General features: G+C 48.9%; 18 protein-coding genes. 9 read left to right on the top strand and 9 right to left on the bottom strand.

Annotated elements, in window-relative coordinates:
- Positions 1–82: 82 nt before the first annotated feature.
- Positions 83–2,377 (bottom strand): arginine decarboxylase, encoded by a 2,295-nt coding sequence (adiA, locus tag NF212_RS12180; RefSeq protein ID WP_434355979.1) that lies wholly within the window; start codon positions 2,375–2,377, stop codon positions 83–85.
- Positions 2,378–2,790: 413 nt separating this feature from the next.
- Here adiA and potE point away from each other — a divergent pair, with 413 nt between their 5' ends.
- Together potE and NF212_RS12190 are read left to right on the top strand one after the other, a co-directional pair.
- Entirely contained in the window at positions 2,791–4,107 is a 1,317-nt protein-coding gene (potE, locus tag NF212_RS12185) for a putrescine-ornithine antiporter (protein ID WP_434355981.1), read from the top strand.
- Positions 4,108–4,117: 10 nt separating this feature from the next.
- Positions 4,118–4,444 (top strand): hypothetical protein, encoded by a 327-nt coding sequence (locus NF212_RS12190; protein ID WP_434355983.1) that lies wholly within the window; start codon positions 4,118–4,120, stop codon positions 4,442–4,444.
- A gap of 49 nt (positions 4,445–4,493) precedes the next feature.
- On the opposite strand, the gene recR is transcribed toward NF212_RS12190, so the two are convergent.
- The 5 genes from recR to NF212_RS12215 form a co-directional block, all read right to left on the bottom strand.
- Complete coding sequence (gene recR / locus NF212_RS12195) at positions 4,494–5,096, bottom strand: recombination mediator RecR (protein WP_434355984.1); 603 nt, start codon at positions 5,094–5,096, stop codon at positions 4,494–4,496.
- A gap of 3 nt (positions 5,097–5,099) precedes the next feature.
- A complete protein-coding gene (locus NF212_RS12200; RefSeq protein WP_054672318.1) occupies positions 5,100–5,429 on the bottom strand; it encodes a YbaB/EbfC family nucleoid-associated protein in 330 nt (109 codons plus the stop codon).
- Between the two features lie 29 nt (positions 5,430–5,458).
- Positions 5,459–7,657: a DNA polymerase III subunit gamma/tau gene (gene dnaX, locus NF212_RS12205; protein WP_434355986.1), complete on the bottom strand. Its 2,199-nt coding sequence runs from the start codon at positions 7,655–7,657 to the stop codon at positions 5,459–5,461.
- Between the two features lie 120 nt (positions 7,658–7,777).
- The gene (apt, locus tag NF212_RS12210) at positions 7,778–8,323 is read right to left on the bottom strand and encodes an adenine phosphoribosyltransferase (RefSeq protein WP_434355988.1); all 546 of its coding nucleotides are present in this window, start codon (positions 8,321–8,323) and stop codon (positions 7,778–7,780) included.
- Positions 8,324–8,444: 121 nt separating this feature from the next.
- Positions 8,445–8,843, bottom strand: coding sequence for a YbaN family protein (locus tag NF212_RS12215; RefSeq protein WP_434355990.1), 399 nt, complete (start codon positions 8,841–8,843; stop codon positions 8,445–8,447).
- 309 nt (positions 8,844–9,152) lie between these two features.
- Here NF212_RS12215 and NF212_RS12220 point away from each other — a divergent pair, with 309 nt between their 5' ends.
- Positions 9,153–9,503, top strand: coding sequence for a TraR/DksA family transcriptional regulator (locus NF212_RS12220; RefSeq protein ID WP_434355992.1), 351 nt, complete (start codon positions 9,153–9,155; stop codon positions 9,501–9,503).
- A gap of 50 nt (positions 9,504–9,553) precedes the next feature.
- Here NF212_RS12220 and NF212_RS12225 read toward each other — a convergent pair whose 3' ends face one another.
- Positions 9,554–10,192, bottom strand: a complete 639-nt coding sequence (locus NF212_RS12225) for a YccT family protein (protein ID WP_434355994.1) — start codon at positions 10,190–10,192, stop codon at positions 9,554–9,556.
- Between the two features lie 71 nt (positions 10,193–10,263).
- On the bottom strand, positions 10,264–11,226 hold the full coding sequence (locus NF212_RS12230) for a porin (protein WP_434355996.1): 963 nt from the start codon (positions 11,224–11,226) through the stop codon (positions 10,264–10,266).
- A gap of 515 nt (positions 11,227–11,741) precedes the next feature.
- Here NF212_RS12230 and dinG point away from each other — a divergent pair.
- From dinG to manA, 6 genes are all read left to right on the top strand, one after another.
- On the top strand, positions 11,742–13,811 hold the full coding sequence (gene dinG, locus NF212_RS12235) for an ATP-dependent DNA helicase DinG (protein ID WP_434360878.1): 2,070 nt from the start codon (positions 11,742–11,744) through the stop codon (positions 13,809–13,811).
- A 49-nt stretch (positions 13,812–13,860) separates the two neighbouring features.
- Entirely contained in the window at positions 13,861–14,412 is a 552-nt protein-coding gene (gene priC, locus NF212_RS12240; RefSeq protein WP_434355998.1) for a primosomal replication protein PriC, read from the top strand.
- Positions 14,405–15,337, top strand: coding sequence for a histone deacetylase family protein (locus tag NF212_RS12245; RefSeq protein WP_434356000.1), 933 nt, complete (start codon positions 14,405–14,407; stop codon positions 15,335–15,337). The genes priC and NF212_RS12245 overlap by 8 nt, the downstream gene beginning before the upstream one ends.
- 23 nt (positions 15,338–15,360) lie before the next feature.
- On the top strand, positions 15,361–15,540 hold the full coding sequence (rsmS, locus tag NF212_RS12250; RefSeq protein ID WP_434360879.1) for a pleiotropic regulatory protein RsmS: 180 nt from the start codon (positions 15,361–15,363) through the stop codon (positions 15,538–15,540).
- 389 nt (positions 15,541–15,929) lie between these two features.
- Positions 15,930–17,360: an alanine/glycine:cation symporter family protein gene (locus tag NF212_RS12255; RefSeq protein WP_434356002.1), complete on the top strand. Its 1,431-nt coding sequence runs from the start codon at positions 15,930–15,932 to the stop codon at positions 17,358–17,360.
- A gap of 239 nt (positions 17,361–17,599) precedes the next feature.
- A complete protein-coding gene (manA, locus tag NF212_RS12260; protein ID WP_434356004.1) occupies positions 17,600–18,793 on the top strand; it encodes a mannose-6-phosphate isomerase, class I in 1,194 nt (397 codons plus the stop codon).
- A 142-nt stretch (positions 18,794–18,935) separates the two neighbouring features.
- On the opposite strand, the gene NF212_RS12265 is transcribed toward manA, so the two are convergent.
- Entirely contained in the window at positions 18,936–20,024 is a 1,089-nt protein-coding gene (locus NF212_RS12265; protein ID WP_434356006.1) for a DUF4056 domain-containing protein, read from the bottom strand.
- Positions 20,025–20,031: the final 7 nt, after the last annotated feature.

The raw sequence follows: 20,031 nt of genomic DNA on the forward strand, positions 1-20,031 counted from the left end.
ATAAAGTGCCGGTTATGTTTGGTTATACCCAAATCACCTCAAGGTGCAGTTTTCAGCGAGAGTTGATTTGGGTATAGGTATATTACTGTTTCACACACATCACGGAATACACACCATGTTCCGACTCTGCCCCCTCAGTTTCATGCTCAAAGCCAGGGAATGTTGCATCCCAGATCTGTAAGCTCTTCAGGTATCCAATTTGTGGGCTGGCATCATCCCCGAAGCTTTCACCGGACATCAGCATCGGAATACCGGGTGGATAAGGGATTATGGCATTGGCGGCAATCCGGTTTGCCAGGTTACCAACAGGTACCATTTCAACGTCGTCAGCAACAATGGCCTGGTAGGCCTTTCGGGGAGTGATAACTGCTTCAGGCAATGTTGAGTAAGCAGCATTGAGTTTTTCTGATGGATTGTGCTGTTTCAGGAAAGCAAACATCCTGTCCCCCAACTCACTCAGCCCCATGTCAGCGTATACGTCCGGATTGGACGCCGCGAGTTCAGGCAACACTTCCCTTATGGGCGAGTTGTCATCGTAGTGCTTTTTGAACGACAGCAGCGTATTGACAAGCGTTGCCCACTTCCCTTTGGTAATTCCCATGGAAAACAGGAACATAACCTGAAAATCCGTCGTCCTTGTCGGAACGATGCCATACCGGCCCAGGTACTGGGTAACCAATGCTGCCGGAACACCGGTATCAAGGAGGTTGCCATCCTCCCCCATTCCCGGAGCCAGAAGGCTTACCTTGATGGGATCCAGCATACACCAGTCCGGCGGCATGTCTTTAAAGCCGTGCCACGTGTCGTCAGGATGCATTACCCAACAATCCTGGTTAGCGGTGAGCATGTCTGCCGGAGCCTCTTCGAACGCGTACGTTTTGCCGGATTCCGGATCAGTTACCCGCTCTGCATTCCAGGGTTTAAAGAACCAGTCTCCGTCATCGGTAAATTCCCGGTATAAACGCCCCATCGCCTGTCGGAAATCCACTGCCTCGCGGATAACCTCCAGCGTCAGTGATTCCCCTTTGTTGCCATCCATCATCGCGACAGCAACATCATTTGACGCACTAATCGCATACAGGGGGGATGTGGTCGCATGCATCATATACGCTTGGTTAAACCGTTCGAAGCTTATGGCTCCTTTGCCGTTGCGTACATGCAACCATGATGCCTGGGATAGTGCATTTAACAATTTGTGGGTAGAGTGGGTGGCAAATACTGTCGGGCCCCCTACCGGCTTATCTTCTGGATCACCTCGCATCGCATGGTGGTTGTGGTAGATAGGGTTGAACCTTGCATACCCGAACCACGCTTCATCGAAATGGATCCTGTCGCTGCTTTGAGCCAGGATATCCTGTGCACTGGCGGCGTTGTAGCAGAGACCGTCATAAGTACAGTTGGTTAACACTGCATATACAGACCGGTTTCCGGCAAGATCTTTTGTCAGTTCACTGTTTGCAGCCGATTCATCCAATGCGGCTTTTTCCATCTGTTTGGGGTAGATCGGACCAATGATGCCGTAGCGGTTTCGGGTCGGTACCATATATACCGGTAAAGCCCCGGTCAGCATAAGTCCCTGTTCTATGGACTTATGGCAGTTGCGGTCGACAATTATCAGCTCATTTTCGTTCATACACGCCTGCATAACTGTCCGGTTCGCCCCGGATGTGCCCGTCACCAGTGAGTAGGACTGATCAGCACCAAAAACACGGGCTGCATATTTTTCGCTGTCACCAAATGCACCGGTATGATCAAGCAGTGACCCAAGCAGGCCACGTTCAATCCCCATATCTGTGCGAAACAGACCTTCGCCGTAATAGTTATAGAACCTCTGCCCCGCCGGGGTTTTTGTGAACCCTACCCCGCCCTGATGTCCCGGAGCAGCCCAGGAATACTCATGTACATCATCGTAATTCATCATGGCGGCCATTAGCGGAGGCAACAGCCGCTCACGGTAACGTCGCATGGCTGCAATGGCCCGCCCGGCAATAAAATCTGCCGTATCCTCAAGGATCCATGCAAATTCCACCACTTTTTCCATCATCTCCCGCGTGACATGCAGGGTTATTTTCTTGCGTTCAGCCAACAAAAATACCGGGACATCTTCCTGGCGGCGGTTCAGTTTCTCAATAAGGACATAGAACCGTTCATTTTCCTCGGATTGGGAGCCACTCATTGATGAGGTCAGCATCATGCAGTCAATTGCGGTGTTGGCAAAAAGGATCGAATAACAGTCGTCGAAACTGGTTGCCCGGATTACCTTTGTACCGTTGTCCTCCAGTTCATCAACCAGACGTTGAATTGCGTTTCCTACTACCCCACCTTTTGGGGATTCTTCCAATATCAGAACGGTATATTTTTTTCCGTAAGTTCTCATGTAATTTGCTCCGGCTAAGTAAACGAGGAAAGCACATAGAAATAATGTGGAATTAGAAACAAACAGAAGCCGGAATAAAATTAGTAATTCCCACCAGTTAAACTTATTCATATTTGAGATAAACACGAAATAGAATTTGCAACAGGAAATAATTCAATGCCTTGTTGTGGAAATATAGAATAATCGAATATAAAACAATTCCAACAAATAAAATACTTTCCAAATTTCAAGAAAAATCAAGCAATAAACTTTTTGTAAAACCTCAAGATTGTCTTCTACACTGCCTTGGGTTTAGTTCCTCATACAGTAAGCATTTTAATTCCCACATCTTTTATAGATGACTAAAAATGCGTTTCAAATTCACATATTAATTTGATTTGTGGATTATCTCCTCACCGATATGGAGAGATATTATGGCATCCGAATCCAATAAAATGGGCCTGGTAGGGCTAACTACCATTGTTACCGTCAATATGATGGGTTCAGGCATCATTATGCTTCCGGCAAGCCTTGCACAGACCGGGGCAATTTCTCTGCTTTCCTGGCTGGTCACTGCAGTAGGCGCTATGTGCATCGCCTATGCTTTTGCCAAATGCGGAATGTACTGCAACCGGGATGGAGGAATGTCTGCCTACGCCAGTGAAGCACATGGCAAATCCTCGTTTTTCATCGCGTCTTACACGTATTATGTTTGCCTGGTTATCAGTGCTGTCGCTATTGCCGTTTCTGCTGCCGGATACCTGGTGCCATTTTTCCCGTGGCTGAAAACCAGCCCAATACACACCTTCGTAGGCGTGGTATCCATACTGGTAGTTACCATGGTAGCGAATTTCTGGGGCCCCAGGATCACCGGGCAAATTTCATCATTTACAGTCTGGGGAATTATTATCCCTGTCGTTGGGCTGTCTGTAATCGGCTGGTTTTGGTTTAAGCCGGATGTATTTGCTGAAGCCTGGAACCCCCACCATGATGGGACGGTCACGGCAATTTCTTCTGGTATAGCCCTTACGTTATGGGCATTTCTTGGAATTGAGTCCGCAGGGGCAAATTCCGGGGCAGTTGAAAACCCGGAAAAAAATGTCCCCCTTGCCTGCATGCTGGCAACGAGCTTCACGGCTGTTGTTTATATCGCCTCGACATCTGTGATTCAGGGCATAATCCCCAACCATGAACTGGCTGTTTCGGATGCGCCATTTGGACTGGTTTACACCTATATGTTCAACGAAACAGTCGGTATGGTCATCACGGCCTTGGCAGTAATTGCCTGTATCGGCTCTCTCCTTGGATGGCAGTTTACCAATGCGCAGGTGTCCAAGGCTGCCGCTGACATTAACCTGTTCCCCAAAATATTTGGTGAAGTTAACCATGCCAATGCCCCAATAAAGGGAATGCTGATCATGCTGGGGCTTGAGCTGATCCTGGCTCTGATGACGATATCTCCCAACTTGGTAAAGCAGTTTAATGTCCTGCTTAACCTGGCAGTGTTTATCAATATGGTGCCTTATATTCTTTCCCTGACAGGCCTCGAAGTTATTCTGAGGAACAACAAGGTGAAAGACAGCGAATACAAGATTGGAGCAGCAGTAGGGACGGTCGCGGTGGTATACAGTATTTACGGCGTGTATGCATGTGGACAGTCAGCGGTGTTCTGGGGATCTATACTGACGCTGTTCGGCTATATTTTCTACGGGTTCGTTGCTGGCAGAGATGCTCAGCACGCGCTACGTTGAGGAGGCGTCTATGCACCTCAGGTTAAAAAGATCTATTGGTCTTGGTACTGTACTAGCGGGCTTTATGGCACTGCAGTCTGCACAGGCTGAAAGTGACGGAGGTGATCAAACCGCACTGGAAATCCTGACGGGCAAAAGAATTGTGGTTGAACGGAATGTACCAACATCCAAACCCCATTATGTTTACCGGCCTAAAGCCCCTCTTTTCCATCAGGATCATCCGGAAAACAAACCGGAGGAACCAAAAATCATGAAGCATCCGTTGGCCGATCACCCGGAGGTCAACAACAACCGCGGACTGAGCCCGGTTCCTTTCCATCACGACAGCAGCCAATAGCAAAAAGGGCCGCAAAACTGTGCGGCCCCTGCTTTAGGTGTCATTCTGCTTAACCCAGGCGATGACGGCCAGCCAAGGAATGGCTGAGTGTCGTACCATCTACCAACTCAAGCTCACCACCCATAGGGACGCCATGAGCAATGCGGCTTGCGACTACATCATTCTCCCGGCAAAGTTCAGCGATATACTGCGCTGTTGCCTCGCCTTCCACTGTCGGGTTGGTAGCCAGGATTACCTCCTGGATAGACTCATTCTCCAGACGCTTTTCAAGCACATCAAGGCCGATGTCATACGGGCCAATGCCATCAAGCGGCGAGAGATGCCCCATCAGGACGAAGTATCGCCCTGAGAATTGGCCGGTTGCTTCTATCGCAGCAATGTCTGCAGGGCTTTCGACCACACAGATCTGCCCGTTTTCCTGACGGCGGGGATTACAGCAAATGGCGCAGGTATCTTCTTCCGTAAACGTACGGCAGTGGCTGCAATGCCCGACTTCAGTCATCGCCCTGGTCAGGGAATCAGCGAGTTTCACTCCGCCCTGACGGTCTCGCTGCAACAAATGGAAAGCCATCCGCTGCGCTGACTTGGGGCCTACACCCGGCAGGCAGCGCAACGATTCCATCAGTTGCTCCAGCAGTAAACTGGTACGCATTGATTAGAATGGCATCTTGAAGCCAGGTGGCAGTTGCATACCACCGGTAACCTGGCTCATTTTTTCTTTCTGGGTTTCTTCAACACGACGGGCTGCATCATTGAAAGCTGCCGCAATCAGGTCTTCCAGCATCTCTTTGTCGTCTTCCATCAGGCTTTCATCGATTTCAACACGACGAACATTGTGGCTGCCGGTCACAGTCACTTTAACCAGGCCAGCGCCAGACTCGCCGGTTACTTCCATATTGGCAATCTCTTCCTGAAGCTTCTGCATGCGATCTTGCATTTGCTGGGCTTGCTTCATCAGGTTGCCCATACCACCTTTACCAAACATAGTTATCTCTCTCTGGGAAATTACTGTGACTATAGAGGACGAATACTGTCTTCATCCACCCTCGCGGCAAACCGCTGGCAGATAAACTGTATATTCGGGTCATTGTTGATATTTTCAATGGCTCCGGCCAGTTTTTGTGAATATAACTGCTCACGAAGCTCAAGAGGCGTTGTTCCCTCAGTACCGGTTCTTATGGTTAAATGAACCGGCTGATTCATCACGGTACTCAGGGATGCCTCAAGTTGTTGTTGTGCCTTGTCAGACTGCAGATGAGACTGATCAGGACGAAGAACCAGGGTCACTGACTCACCGGACTGCTCCATGGCTGCATTCAGGGCAAGCTGCTTAACCAGACGACCAACATCAAGCTGATTGGCAATTCGGCTCCACTCATCACCTGTACACGATTCTTCCAGTAACTTTGCCGCCATTTCCGGGGTTTTGGTGTGGTTTAACGCCGTCTTGATGGTTTCCGGCGTAATTTCTACCACTTCAGCCTTTGGCTTTAATATCCCGGTAGGTTTCCAGCGGTAATCTTCTGGTTCCGACGGCTTAGCATTATCCGGTTTGGGCTGAGGCAGTCCCGGCTCGGCAGGATGCTCTGCGGCAATACGCTCCAGTGCAGACAATGTCTTGCCTGCCGAAACCGGTTTAACCTTTTTTGGGCCGTTATCCCCCTGCTGTTTCGCTTTCGCCCTGCTTCGCAGCAGATTACCCGCCGCCAGCAAATGCCCCGCTGTTGAACTTGTTGCTGGCTGTGCCGAAACCTGTTCCTGGTTAGCTTGCTGGGTCTGTGGAACAGCTGAAGGGGCTGTATCATGATGCGGTACCATATCATGGTAATCATCTTGCTCATCAGGAAGCGGAGGCATCGAGTCCAAATCTGCCGGAGGTGGCATCTCTGGTTGTGCTGGGGTTGCATGCGGTACAGCACGAAGATCCTGAGGAGCTCGAACTGGCGCGACCACCGGCTCGGCCTGAGCTTGTTTCACAGCAGCTCTTGCAGGTTGTTCAGTAGATTCCTGCGGCGCAGGTTTGGCCGTAACAGGTGACGGGGAAGCCGCTCTTACTGGTGCATTTGTATTACCCGGCGTCTGGACAGATACAGTTTGCGCAGTGACTGGCTGAGGTGTCCACATTGCCTTCGCCGGCTGGAAAGCCAGCATACGCAACAGTGTCATTTCCAGTCCAGCACGCCCATCCGGGGCATAGTTCAGGTCGTCACGCCCCTGGAGGGCAATCTGGTAATAGAGCTGGACATCCTGAGGCGACATCGTCGCTGCAAGCACGCTAATTCGTTCATGGTCTGGGTGGCTGGCCGCAACCACAGATGGCATTACCTGGAACATAGCGATGCGGTGTAATTGAGTAGCGAGCTCTTTGAGCAAGCCATCCCAATCAACACCAACTGAAGCGATTTCTCCAAGCGTATGGAGAAGCAGTGCTGCATCAGCGTGAGTCAACGCTTCCAGTAAGCTGATTGCCTGGTCATCTGCCAGGGTACCCAGCATATCAGCGACTTGAGCGGTAAATATTTCACCATTTCCAAGGGCAATAGCCTGGTCAGTAAGGCTGAGCGCATCTCGCATACTGCCTTCAGCGGCTTTCGCCAGAAGCTGCAGAGCACGGGGCTCGGAGGTTACCCCTTCGGAATGGAGAACATGGTCAAGCTGGTGCTGGATCTGATCCGTACTCAGGTGTTTGAGATGGAATTGAAGGCAACGAGAAAGAATGGTAACCGGCAGCTTTTGCGGATCTGTCGTTGCCAGCAGGAACTTTACATACTCTGGTGGTTCTTCCAGCGTCTTGAGAAGTGCATTGAAGCTATGACGAGAGAGCATGTGCACCTCGTCAATAATGTAGATTTTAAAGCGCCCGCGAGCAGGCTTGTACTGGACGTTATCCAGTAAGTCACGGGTATCTTCTACTTTTGTCCGCGATGCAGCATCGATCTCGAGCAGATCAACAAAGCGGCCTTCATCGATTTCTTTACAGGTCGCGCACTGCCCGCATGGATTGGCGGTAATACCCTGCTCACAGTTCAGGCCTTTGGCGAAAATACGGGCAATGGTTGTTTTCCCCACACCCCGGGTGCCGCTGAAAAGATAAGCATGGTGAAGACGGTTATGCTCAAGTGCATTCTCCAGTGCTGTGAGCACGTGAGATTGTCCGACGACATCAGAAAACTGACGTGGTCGCCACTTTCGAGCAAGAACTTGGTAACTCATATTTTTGCCCTGACTGAATAAGGCCCTATGCTAGCACAGCTGTAACGCAGCAGGCGACAGCACCGGGTACTGTCGCCTGCTAATTAACCAATTGGTGTGACAACGGTTTCGTTTGAAAAATTAATGGCCGTCAAACTCACAGATAGTGAAGACATTCAGGCCCAGCTTTTCAAGACGCGCTTCTCCACCAATTTCCGGCAGGGAAATTACGAATGCTGCGTCAGCCACATCACCACCAAGGCGACGGATAAGCTTTGTAGTCGCTTCGATAGTACCGCCGGTGGCCAGCAGGTCATCAACCACCAGTACTTTATCCCCTTCGCTGATAGCATCAACGTGGATTTCCAGTGTGTCCTGGCCGTATTCAAGTTCGTAACTTTCAGAAATTACTTCACGAGGCAGCTTGCCCGGTTTGCGCACAGGAACGAAACCCACACCCAGCTCAAGTGCCAGAGGCGCACCGAACAGGAAACCACGGGATTCAGTACCCACAACTTTGGTAAAACCGCCATCGCGGTACTTTTCTACCAACAGCGCGATTGTGGCTTTATAAGCTGCAGCATCTTCCATCAAACTGGTGATATCTCGGAAAATGATGCCTGGCTTTGGGTAGTCAGGAATGGACTTAATGCTGTTTTTGATCTGAGCAATCGCGTCTTTTGTCATAGTCATCTTTCCGGCCTTGCCGGGAACTCCTGTTTATCTCAATCAGGACACCGTGTCCCCGTCTTGCGGAATGACCTGCGAAATCTGACGGGATGCTGGGTGTCAACACAACCCAGTGATGTTATGTGTTTTCACCTTGCGGAGCAACTGGGGCACCTTCAGGCAAACGATTAAACCAGATAAGTAAAGTGATACACATGACTGCGAGCATGATTTTGAGCCAAATGAACGACACAATATAGATAGACAGGCAAAAGCTCAGGACAATAAAAACGTTCGCTCTTTTTTTTACCTGACGAGAAACCGCACGGTGTTCATGCCAGTCCCTTATAACAGGGCCGTACTTGGGGTGGTTGTTAAGCCAGGCCGCTGCCCTGGGGGAACTTTTCAGGAAACACCCGCTGGCAAGCAACAAGAAAGGGGTAGTAGGAAGAACCGGCAGGAAAATGCCGATGATGGCGAGCGCAACTAAAAGCCAGCCCGCCGAAAACAAGAGAAAATTGGTGACTTTCTGTCGCACTGTCACCTCCTGGTTACCTAACTCCCAATAATTTTGAGCCAGGTTAGGGTTGCAGGCAAGGTTGGAATAAGCAAAACAACTACCAGCCCCAGAAAATAGGCAAAATTATACGGATCTTTATACTCTTGGCTCACGATTAGCTCCTCACTACGTTTATTGTCATTTTTCGCAACACAATATAAACGAATCGTTCACCATCAAACACCGATAAAATAAAAGGATATTTTCCTCGCAAGTTGATTCATATCAGTATAGACAATGCTTGCCAGACGTAAACTCATGTAATCTGAGTAACGCGAATGTGTGCCTATGTTAACCACAGAGCAACTATCAACATTTAAAGATGCGCTGGAAAACGAAAGACTGACTCTGCGCGAACGCATATTGGCATCGTTGACCGACTATCCCCTGACCCAGCCGGAATTGCTGCAAACCCATCACCTAATCGGGCTTTGCCAGGATGAAGGCAGGAACTCAAAGCATCTTGGGTTCAGGCTGGAACGTGTCGACGCCGCGCTTTGCGCCATGATGATGGAAATGTACGGCTTGTGTGCAGACTGCGAGGACGAAATTACTGTCGCAGATCTGGAAAAAGATCCCGCAGAGCCCCGTTGCAAGTCATGCAGGATGCATGACCACTATCATCACGAAGAAATTTGATCAAAAACACCGGCCTGAAAAGCCGGTGTTTTTGTATGGGAGTCCCGTCACTAATCCTGATCGACCATCCATTTACGGAAGGTTTTACGTTCTTCTTTGGATGCTTTGGTGTACCAGAGCTTTAACTGAGTGAGGGCATCGCCAGTAATTTCTACTTTGCCATCTTCTTTTACCTCGACGGCAACATCTTCAATATCAACCGGGCCAGATTGCTCAAGAATAATGCCCTGCTCTTTGTTGTATTTGGCTACTACTTTTTCCATATTGGAAAAACCAGCGAAGCCTGTTCCCGTGAGTCCCACACCTTTTATCAAAGACTTTTTGTCTGATGAGGTCTTAAGCATCCATTCAGGATCCCGTTTAAAAAATGCTTTAACTTGGGTAAGTGTTTTAAAGTCCCTAAGATAGATTATTGCTTCCCCATCAACAGGAGTGTACTCAAACAAATACGGTCGGGAGGTGTAAATTGCCGTCTTGCTGCCATTTCTGACTTCACCAGAATATCTCAAGGCAATCTGGTTAGTTTGAGAACTTAACTTTAGAAGTTTTTCCTGTTCATCAGTCACTTCTCGTCCATTAAGAACCAAAAACTCTATATTGTTACCTGCTATAAGCTTCGATTCCGCAAAAGCAGGGGCTGCAATTGAACACAATAGAATGAATGCTGATGCTAAAAAGTTACGGAACATTATTCTCTCCATGACCAACAAAGCCGCCAAATGGCGGCTTTGATATAAGAGGTATTACTTTCAAAAGACTATTAGAAAGCGACTTCCATACCTACTACATAACCCATATCGATGCCATCAACATCCGCATCACCAAGCTCAGCATATACTTTCGCGTTGCCGTTAAGCTTGTAAGTTACGTTACCGTAATAGTTGTTGATAGTGTCAACGCCGCTAACGTCAGAGTCAACGATGTTGTAACCAACAGCGTAAGTGAAATCACCCATTGAGTAACTTGCAGCGATTTCAACTACGTTCAACTTGTACTTATCGCCATCAGAAACACGCTTGTATTCCAATTGCCCGTACAATGCAGCCAGTGAGATTGCGTCAAATGAATATTCAGCTTCGATATCAAACGCATTCACATCGGTTGCAACTGCAGTTGTACCATCGTACTTAAAGCTCAGGTCTTGACCATTGTAGATGTATACACGTGCATCTAAATCACCGAAACGAGCACCAATACGTCCGTCAACAACCGTTGGTTCGTTGTCAGTAGTATCAACTCCATCAGAAGTCAGAAGCGTCGATACACCAAAGTAAAACTGATCTGCGTCGTAAGTGTACTTAGCGGCTTGACTGCCGTGAGTGGTTACAAAACCAAATTGCTCAAAGCCAAGCTCGTAATCTTTACCAATACCTGCATCATCAGAGATCAGGTATTGACGACCAAACGTAACAGTACCGAAATCACCGTCCAAACCAACATAAACAACATCGTTGGTAAAGTCGCCGCTTTCAAACTCAAACGCCAGATCTGCGATAGCACTGAGGGAATCAGAGATCTCAACAGAGGTGTTCAACTCCAGGTCACCGTCATCAATACGGAAAGCGCCGTCAGCATTTTTCTTCAGAAGCTGCGCGTACTGAATTTCGGATGCACCCTTGAGTGATACGCTTACGCCATCTGCGTCATGCAGGTTGATAGACGCACTCGCGGTGCCCGCTGCCAGCAGAGCTGGTACAGCCATTGCCAGAATAGTCTTTTTCATAGTTAATCCACTGCCTTTTCTTAATTAGAATGGAATTCCTGTTTCCGGAATCCTTTATAGTTTGATACACAAATGTAAAAGTTCTCTTACAGTCGGGTATCAATAATTTCGAAACTAATCCTGACAGACAGATCTAAAATCTGTCAAATTCACATAACAAATAATCATAAAAAGTAAAATCTAATTCATATCAATACGTTACATGCGCAACCCTGTAACAGATCACAATTCATAAAACTGTAAGTCACTGATTTTTGTTATAACAATTAAGGCAACGAAAGAACATAATTCTAACAATCCGTCTTTTTAAGGTGGATTTTTAGATTAATAATCTAAAATTTATGAAAATTTAGATTCAGAATTTGACTGGGATGACGAGGGGATAAAAAAACAATAGTTCAATTTATTTTCGTGATATGAATCACAAAGCTTTTATAATCCATATTCATTTTATGCCGATTATCTCGACTCAAATGTTGGTATAATCTGCTGCCAAATATTAGTAAGTCATGAACATGCTCCATACTGCGACCAAACAAGACATACGTCTCTGCTATAAGAACCTCCAAGACCTGTTGGACGGCTTTGTGCCTAGAAAAGTGCAAAACTACCTTGTTGCAGAAATTGCAAAAACGCTGGCAGGGGAATACAACAAAAAGCAGCGCATTATGGTGGCAGAAGCTGGCACAGGCACCGGAAAATCAATGGCTTACCTTATGGCATCAGTTCCATATGCCTTAAACAACAATAAAAAGGTAGTTATCTCTACTGCGACCGTCGCTTTACAGGAACAACTTCTGAACAAGGATTTACCCCTTTTCCGCAGGATCTGCCCCAAACCTTTCGACTTTATCCTGGCCAAAGGACGACAGCGATATTGCTGTGCCGAGCGTCTGGCAATAGCCGCAGAAAGTCACCCTGCCTCTCAGGATGATTTGTTCAGCACCACCAAAGAGAAGTCACCACAAAAGTGGTTTATCTCTTTGTACACGGCATATTCTGACCAGAAGTGGGATGGGGACAGGGACAGCTGGCCGGAAACAATCCCGGATGAGATATGGACGCAGATAGTGTCTGACAAGCACTCCTGCCAGCCTGGGATGCCAGCCCACAGGCAGTGCCCTTTCACCAAAAGCCGACAGGGTCTGGCCAAAGCTGACGTCATTATTGCCAACCACGCACTGTTGATGGCGGATCTTGAGCTTGGTGGCGGTGTCATACTGCCAGAGCCGGAGCAGTCTATTTATATGATTGATGAGGCGCATCACCTCCCCATCGTTGCCCGGGATTTTTCTGCTGCCTTTTCGAGCCTGACGGGCGCTGCTAATTGGCTGGAAAAACTCAACAAGGTTTCATCAAAATTCTTGTCGCATACTGATGCAAACCGTTCAGATAAGTTTTACGAAACACTTCAGTCAGCCATACAAACCCTGATTCCGGAATTGCGCCACCTGAGTAAACAGCTTCAGGCCATGCCTTTCAGCGAAGATGGAATCTACCGTTTTGAGGATGGCGAGTTGCCGTCATTTTTGGAAGAACCCTCCCAAAACTGCAAACTTGCCAGCCAAAAAGCACTTTCTTCATTAGGAAAGCTGCATGACCTGATCTCAGAAAAGGTAAAAAATGGTGAATTGACGTCTAAAACCGCCGACCCAATACTGGCGGAAAGCGGTTTCTTCCTTAGCCGTCTTGAAAACCTGAACAAAGTTTGGCAACTCATGGCCAAACCTCTTTCTGATAAAGGCGCACCACTTGCAAGATGGCTGGAGCTTCACGACGATAAGGATATTTCTGTCCATGCTTCCCCATTGGAAGTGGGTTGGCAGTTGGACAACATGATATGGTCGCGGGCAGCAGGTGCAGCCCTGGTCTCTGCCACGATCCGGGCATTGAATAAATTCAGTTATTTCTGCCACCAGGCTGGGCTTAGGGAAGACGACGGAACCCAGTTCCTGGCCCTTCCTTCACCTTTCGACTATTACGAGCAGGCAGAGCTTGTTGTTCCCGCTATTGGCATAGAGCCACAGGACAAAGAATTCACTGACAAGCTGCCCGGAATTTTGAAGGACAGTCTCAAAGACCAAACTGCCAGTTTGGTACTGTTCTCTTCTTACTGGCAAATGAACCAAGTCGCCCAGAAACTGAAGCCTTGGTGCAAAAAGCACAAAATCAAACTGCTGGTTCAGGGGACAGAGTCCCGTCAGCAGTTGCTGGACAAACACCGCAAAGCCAGAAAGAACGGTAAAGCATCGGTACTGTTTGGCACAGGAAGTTTCTCTGAAGGGCTGGATTTACCCGGTGATCTGTTGACCAACCTCATCATTACTAAAATCCCCTTTGCCGTACCTACGTCACCGGTTGAAGAGGCACACGCAGAGTATATTGAGAAGCGGGGTGGGAACCCTTTCCTCCAGATTTCAGTTCCCGAAGCCAGCAGGAAACTCATTCAGTCCGTCGGTCGCCTGCTGAGAAAAGAGACAGACTGTGGCAGAGTGGTGTTACTGGACCGGCGGATCGTTACCCGCAGATACGGCAAAGCACTTATCGACTCACTGCCGCCATTCCGTCGTAAAATTGAATACTGACCAGTATTGAATACTGACCAATGTCGTCACCTGCTAACTGAGAGCCTTTATGGATCTGGCCACACTGAACAATCTGCTGACCGAAATGGCAAAACAGGCAGCTCAAACTGATCGCTCCAGAAAAGAAGGCTGGGAGCCGCTGTTTGATGAGCAATTGTTTTATTGCCGCTCATCACTGCTGACACCTTATGTTGCCGAAGCGAAGCACAACCTTGAAACGCTCGAGACCGAACAACGGGAGAACAGGCTGTCCGCAGCCCGCGCCTCCCATTTATGTGAGCGTTTACTTAACCAAGTGACGGCATTGAAACGAGAACAATCAACCGGAAGGTTGCGAACAAAATTCAGGAACACCACTTACAGGAAACCCTCTGTCACCGCCCGGCAGCTTTATGAGAACCTGGCCCAGCACCGAGAATGGGAACGTCGCTTGGAAAACATGGTCAGGGAAGAGGAACTGCGCCACGCAAACTGCGCCAGTTGGGATGAACAACAGGCTTGCCAGCAAAAAATACTGGCGACTGAATCCCGCCTGCAACGCTGCCGTGATGCCATAACCAATATTGAGAAACAGATAGCGAAGAAAGAGCGCTATGGGTAACCCTCTTCCCCTGATTTACCATCCGATATACTCCGACTTCCCATTGCCGGACGGGCACAGGTACCCACTGCAAAAATACCGGATGTTGAAAGAGTACATCGAGTCAGAATCGCAAACACGGCACGCGGTGAAATTTATAACGCCTGAGATTCTGGATCCACAGCACCTCAAAAGCATCCACCATGCCCCATATGTTGACGCACTGTTGTCAGGCACCCTTCCGCTGGTCAAGATGCGCCGGATAGGCTTTCCCTGGAGTGAGGCCCTTATTACTCGGAGCCTGACTTCCCTTGGCGGGACACTGGATACCGTACAGCAGGCGATGGAAAACGGCGTTGCCGTACACCTTACAGGTGGCTACCACCATTCACATTTCGATTTTGGCAGTGGATTCTGCCTGTTTAATGACCTGATCCTGGCGGCAACGGAAGCATTGGCTTACCCAGGTGTCGATCGGGTCCTCATTGTAGACTGTGACGTCCACCATGGTGACGGGACCGCAGCGCTTGCCGCAGATAATCCCCGCATAATCACACTGTCTATTCACAGTGAGAAAAACTTCCCGTCCCGCAAACCCCCATCAGACATCGATATCGGGTTGCCAAACGGAGCGGACTCGGAAAGCTACCTCCACCACTTCTGTCCAATGCTTAAACTGGCACTGGCTCAGTACCAACCTGATTTTGTAGTTTACGATGCCGGTGTCGACATCCACACTGACGATGAACTGGGCTACCTCAATGTCTGCTCAGATGGTATCTACGAAAGAGACCGGTTTGTCCTCTCCCAGTGCCGCGAACAGGGTATTCCGGTAGCTGCTGTTATTGGGGGTGGATACCGGACTGAACAAGAGAAACTGGTTCCTTTACATGCCAACCTAATTTCAGCAGCACTGGCGGTGATGCCTTTCGGAGCAAACCAATGACCAACAAACGACCGGACAAAACAATGCCTGACAACACCAATGAGAACCGTGATATCCCATCAATTGAGAATGCACCGGATGACATAAAACTGGCCGTTGACCTGATTTACCTTATTGAGTCCAATGAAATTGATACTGACACTGCGATTTCTGCACTTCAAATCGTTCTTTCAGACCTCCAAAGGAAAAAAGCCGGGCACTAACCGGCCCCCCCTTCCTCCCACTCGCCGGGAATAAACACACAACCACCACACAAAAAAAACCACAATTAAGCACTTTGTCTCAATGAGTGAAACATATCAGTTCATTTAATAACCAAACACCATTTTTTGTGGTGTTTTATACCGTAAATATGGTTATCATCCAGTCCAACCTGAAAATAATTGTCAACATTATTATTCACAAAGTATGACTATGCAGACACATTCAGGGGGTTTTACGGTGTTTTTGGTCAGGAAGGAATTCTGTAGCCAGGCGCTGTTGACTATTGCAAGGATGCGACAGGGAACGTGTCAGACAGACACGATAATGAACACTTACCAGGAAAAAGCTTTCGCTTAGCCTTGTAGTTTAAAATGAGTGTTAGAGTAGCATGACGGAACTAAAAGAACTCTTCGTGTCCTTTGTGGACACCGGCAACGGAATCCTTTGGGGATCGGTGCTTGTTTACCTTCTTATCGGCCTTGGCCTTTATTTCACTGTCCGCACCCGATTCATCCAATTCCGCCACTTCGGCCATATGTTCAAACTGATGGCAGTCAGCCGCACCGGCGCTGACGGTGGCATATCCTCCTTCCAGGCATTCAGCACCAGCCTCGCAGCCCGTGTTGGCACCGGTAACATGGCCGGTGTTGCAGTCGCAATCTACCTCGGCGGTCCAGGTGCTGTTTTCTGGATGTGGATGACAGCACTGGTTGGTATGGCCACCAGCTTTGTGGAATCCACTCTGGCACAGGTTTACAAAGTCCCTAACAAAGACAACACTTACCGCGGTGGCCCGGCTTACTACATTGAACGCGGTCTCGGTCAGCGTTGGCTCGGTATCCTGTTTGCCATCTGCCTGATTGTTGCCTTTGGCCTTGCATTTAACGGCGTGCAGTCCAACTCCATTGCGGCAGCAATGCACACGGCTTTCGGCATGGACCAGAGCTATGTCGGTATTGCCCTTGTGGTGATTGTTACCCCTATCATCTATGGTGGCATGCGCTCTGTTGCCCGGGTTGCTGAACTGATTGTCCCGTTTATGGCTATCGGCTACCTGGCTGTTGCCCTGGTGGTGGTTGCCATGAATATCACCGAACTGCCATCAGTAATTGCAACCATTGTGAAAAGTGCGCTTGGCCTTGAGCAAGCTGCAGGCGGTGCAATGGGTTATGCCGTCGCCCAGGCGATGATGCAAGGTATCAAGCGTGGTTTGTTCTCAAACGAAGCGGGTATGGGTTCTGCGCCTAACGCTGCAGCAACAGCATCAACCAAGCCAAACCACCCTGCTGCCCAGGGCTATGTCCAGATGCTGGGTGTCTTTATCGACACCATAGTTATCTGTACTGCAACGGCGGCAATTATCCTCCTGTCCGGCCATCTTGAATCAGGCAGCGGTCTCAATGGTATCGCCCTGACCCAGGCAGCACTGGTCAGCCAGGTAGGTGACTGGGGTGCGGCATTCGTTGCCATCGCCATCCTGTTGTTTGCCTTTACTTCAATTATTGCGAACTACTCTTACGGCGAATCAAACATCGAATACATCTTCGAAAGTAAAGCCGCCATCAGGTTCTACCGTGTTGCCGTACTGGCGATGGTATATATTGGTGCTGTGCTGGATCTGCCGGTAGTTTGGAGTTTTGCTGACCTTTCGATGGGTATGATGGCAATTATCAACCTGATCGCCATAGGTCTGCTGTCCGGTGTCGCCTTTATGGTACTTCGCGACTATGAAGAGCAGCGTAAAGCGGGTAAAGACCCAATCTTTGACCGCACCAAGTTCCCGAAACTGGACAAGCAACTTGATAAGGATGTGTGGTAACAGCACGCCTTTTGACAAACCAAATCATAACCGGGTCTTCGCACCCGGTTTTTTATGTTTGCTGTAACCTGAAACTCCCCGGCATGCCCGCGTCGAGCACTTCTGAAAAGAAAGGGCAAACCTGCCGAAAAACACCCGGCAAGTGTCGGATGTTCTTTTTTTAGGACTTTGCTATAGTCAGGCCAGTTAATTGTTTACCGGGCTTGCGAGTGCCCGCTTCTGAAGGATATTTACCCCTCATGACAATGTCATCAGCCCCACTTTTTCTGCCAATGAACAACGTCATCCAGGATTATGCCTGGGGCAGTTTCAACGCACTGGACACCCTGTTCGGCATACCGAATACAGAAGGAAAGCCTCAGGCGGAAATATGGATGGGCGCTCACCCGAATGGCTGCTCAACAGTCCAATTTGGCAAGGAAGAAATATTGCTGTCCGACTTTATCAATGCCAGCCCGGATACAATATTAGGGGCCAGAACACTGTCTGAGTTTGGTGAACTCCCTTACCTGTTCAAGGTACTCTCTGCCGAGAAAGCCTTGTCTGTACAGGTTCACCCTAGTAAGTCTCAGGCAGAACAAGGCTTTACCCGTGAAAACGAAGCGGGTATCGCCCTGAATGCAGCGAACCGGAACTACAAAGACCCTAACCACAAACCGGAGCTGGTTTTCGCCCTTACTCCCTACCAAGCAATGAACGGTTTCCGCGAAATCAGCGATATCGTTACACTTTTTGACGCTCTGGATCTCGATATCATTGGCGATATCGTTGAGGCACTCAAAGCCACCCCAACACCGGAGGGCCTTAAAGCCTTCTTTGGTGCATTGCTGTCGCTGGAAGGTGAAACCAAAGATCTGGCTGTCTCCAGACTGCTCGCCTACGCCACAGTAAACCAACAGGATCCACTCTTTGCCCTGCTGATGGACCTGTCTGAACAATACCCTGGCGATATCGGCCTGTTTGCACCTCTGATGCTGCACGTTGTTACCCTCCAGCCAGGAGAAGCCATGTTCCTGGATGCCTGTACCCCTCACGCCTATATCAAAGGTACCGGTCTTGAAATCATGGCGAACTCGGACAACGTACTGCGTGCAGGCCTGACACCTAAATACATGGATGTGCCTGAACTGGTCGCCAATACCTTGTTCGAAGCCAAACCAGCAAACAAGGTACTGCTGGCTCCGAACGAAGACGGCAATGCCAAGCACTTTGCTATCCCCGTTCCGGATTTCAAGTTCAGTGTCTATGAGGGTAATTCGGACATTGATGCAGAAAGTGCTGAAATTCTGTTCTCTCTGGATGGTGACATTACGCTTATCGGCAATAATGGTGAGACACTGACAGTGGCTATCGGCCAGTCCGCATTTGTACCCGCCACAACCGGGAAATACCGTGTTGAAGCAACAGGCCGTTTCGCACGCGCTTACTGCTGATATTAAAAAAGGCCCAGTGAATAATCACCGGGCCTTCCCTTTCAAATCATTTTGCCTGACCGAGTTATACCAATTGGATTAATTCTCTGGTCTGAGATGATTTCGACCAGTCAGGATGATCAAGGAATTAGTCTGATTGGTATTACTTCAGGTGAGACTTTTCCAGCTCATCCTGCACTTTGGCGAAGCCTGCCAGTTTCATGAAATCTTCCGGAGTCCAGACATCCTGGTGTTTCAGTCTTGATGGAGCCAGAATAAAAGCACTCTCCCTGTCCCCTTTTCGCAGTTCCAACTGAACCCAGCTACTAACCGGTTCACCATTCTCAAGTTTATCTGGCAGGGAAAGACGCATCCCGTTTTCGGTGCCGTTTGGATAAATATCCAGCGCAAGATGATAGTCACGGTGCAGCAACACCCACTTATCAGGCAAGCGCTTGCTGCTGTCCCACCACTTGCCGTCCAGCGATGCAATTTTTTGTGATGTTTCATCAGCCGACACTGCATGTAACTTTTCCAATGTAGCTTTCAGTGAAGCATCCATAGATTTACCGAACGCTTCAACTGATGCATCAGGGTTTTCAGCAAGAATTGCCATCGCCAGCTTTGCGCCCAACATATTTGAGTAAAGGTCTTCCGGTGAGAATGCAGAAGCAAGCTCTTTGAAACCGCCTACTGACTCCATGCCAAACCACTGGGCAATTTCGTGCCACTGGGCAAGGCGAAAAGCAGTTAAACCGGCAGCATGAATAGCCATATTTTCTTTTTCGGCATCGGTAAGCTGTGTTGTTCGCGCTTTTAACACAACAAGCCGGTTTCGAAGTTCTGCCGGCAACTTTATCGTATAGCTGGTACCCAAGCGATGCCGCATTTCATTGAAAAGGAAGTAGGTAAAATCTGCCGTATCCCGCACATGCGCGGTGTCAATAAACCCACCTTTTTCTGTGTAGATCAGACCATTGTGCTCTTCCCCCAGCCCCAACAGGCTGCTGGAAACCCCTTGGGAACCATCGTTATAAATGTGGTTTCCAAGAGATTCCACATCCAGCACATTGCCGACGGAGAAAAATGGCACAGGTACGCCGCCAAGCTGTGCTTTCAAGTCTTTTCCAAAGGCGCAACAAGGGCGTACGCCTACCGGTGCATCAGCGAAAGCTAAACCCGGTGTACCGAGCATCAGACTGCCAAGGAGCAACCAAGCTCCCTGGCTTTTCAATATATTTAGACTCAACATTTTCAGG

It is taken from the genome of Parasalinivibrio latis, assembly GCF_036825535.1.
In the GTDB taxonomy this organism is placed as follows: Bacteria; Pseudomonadota; Gammaproteobacteria; order Enterobacterales; family Vibrionaceae; genus Parasalinivibrio; species Parasalinivibrio latis.

Bases quoted from the DNA above. Each gene is read 5' to 3' on its own strand.
- adiA (WP_434355979.1), bottom strand. From the start codon at position 2,377: ATGAGAACTTACGGAAAAAAATATACCGTTCTGATATTGGAAGAATCC.
- potE (WP_434355981.1), top strand. From the start codon at position 2,791: ATGGCATCCGAATCCAATAAAATGGGCCTGGTAGGGCTAACTACCATT.
- NF212_RS12190 (WP_434355983.1), top strand. From the start codon at position 4,118: ATGCACCTCAGGTTAAAAAGATCTATTGGTCTTGGTACTGTACTAGCG.
- recR (WP_434355984.1), bottom strand. From the start codon at position 5,096: ATGCGTACCAGTTTACTGCTGGAGCAACTGATGGAATCGTTGCGCTGC.
- NF212_RS12200 (WP_054672318.1), bottom strand. From the start codon at position 5,429: ATGTTTGGTAAAGGTGGTATGGGCAACCTGATGAAGCAAGCCCAGCAA.
- dnaX (WP_434355986.1), bottom strand. From the start codon at position 7,657: ATGAGTTACCAAGTTCTTGCTCGAAAGTGGCGACCACGTCAGTTTTCT.
- apt (WP_434355988.1), bottom strand. From the start codon at position 8,323: ATGACAAAAGACGCGATTGCTCAGATCAAAAACAGCATTAAGTCCATT.
- NF212_RS12220 (WP_434355992.1), top strand. From the start codon at position 9,153: ATGTTAACCACAGAGCAACTATCAACATTTAAAGATGCGCTGGAAAAC.
- NF212_RS12225 (WP_434355994.1), bottom strand. From the start codon at position 10,192: ATGTTCCGTAACTTTTTAGCATCAGCATTCATTCTATTGTGTTCAATT.
- NF212_RS12230 (WP_434355996.1), bottom strand. From the start codon at position 11,226: ATGAAAAAGACTATTCTGGCAATGGCTGTACCAGCTCTGCTGGCAGCG.
- dinG (WP_434360878.1), top strand. From the start codon at position 11,742: ATGCTCCATACTGCGACCAAACAAGACATACGTCTCTGCTATAAGAAC.
- priC (WP_434355998.1), top strand. From the start codon at position 13,861: ATGGATCTGGCCACACTGAACAATCTGCTGACCGAAATGGCAAAACAG.
- NF212_RS12245 (WP_434356000.1), top strand. From the start codon at position 14,405: ATGGGTAACCCTCTTCCCCTGATTTACCATCCGATATACTCCGACTTC.
- rsmS (WP_434360879.1), top strand. From the start codon at position 15,361: ATGCCTGACAACACCAATGAGAACCGTGATATCCCATCAATTGAGAAT.
- NF212_RS12255 (WP_434356002.1), top strand. From the start codon at position 15,930: ATGACGGAACTAAAAGAACTCTTCGTGTCCTTTGTGGACACCGGCAAC.
- manA (WP_434356004.1), top strand. From the start codon at position 17,600: ATGACAATGTCATCAGCCCCACTTTTTCTGCCAATGAACAACGTCATC.
- NF212_RS12265 (WP_434356006.1), bottom strand. From the start codon at position 20,024: ATGTTGAGTCTAAATATATTGAAAAGCCAGGGAGCTTGGTTGCTCCTT.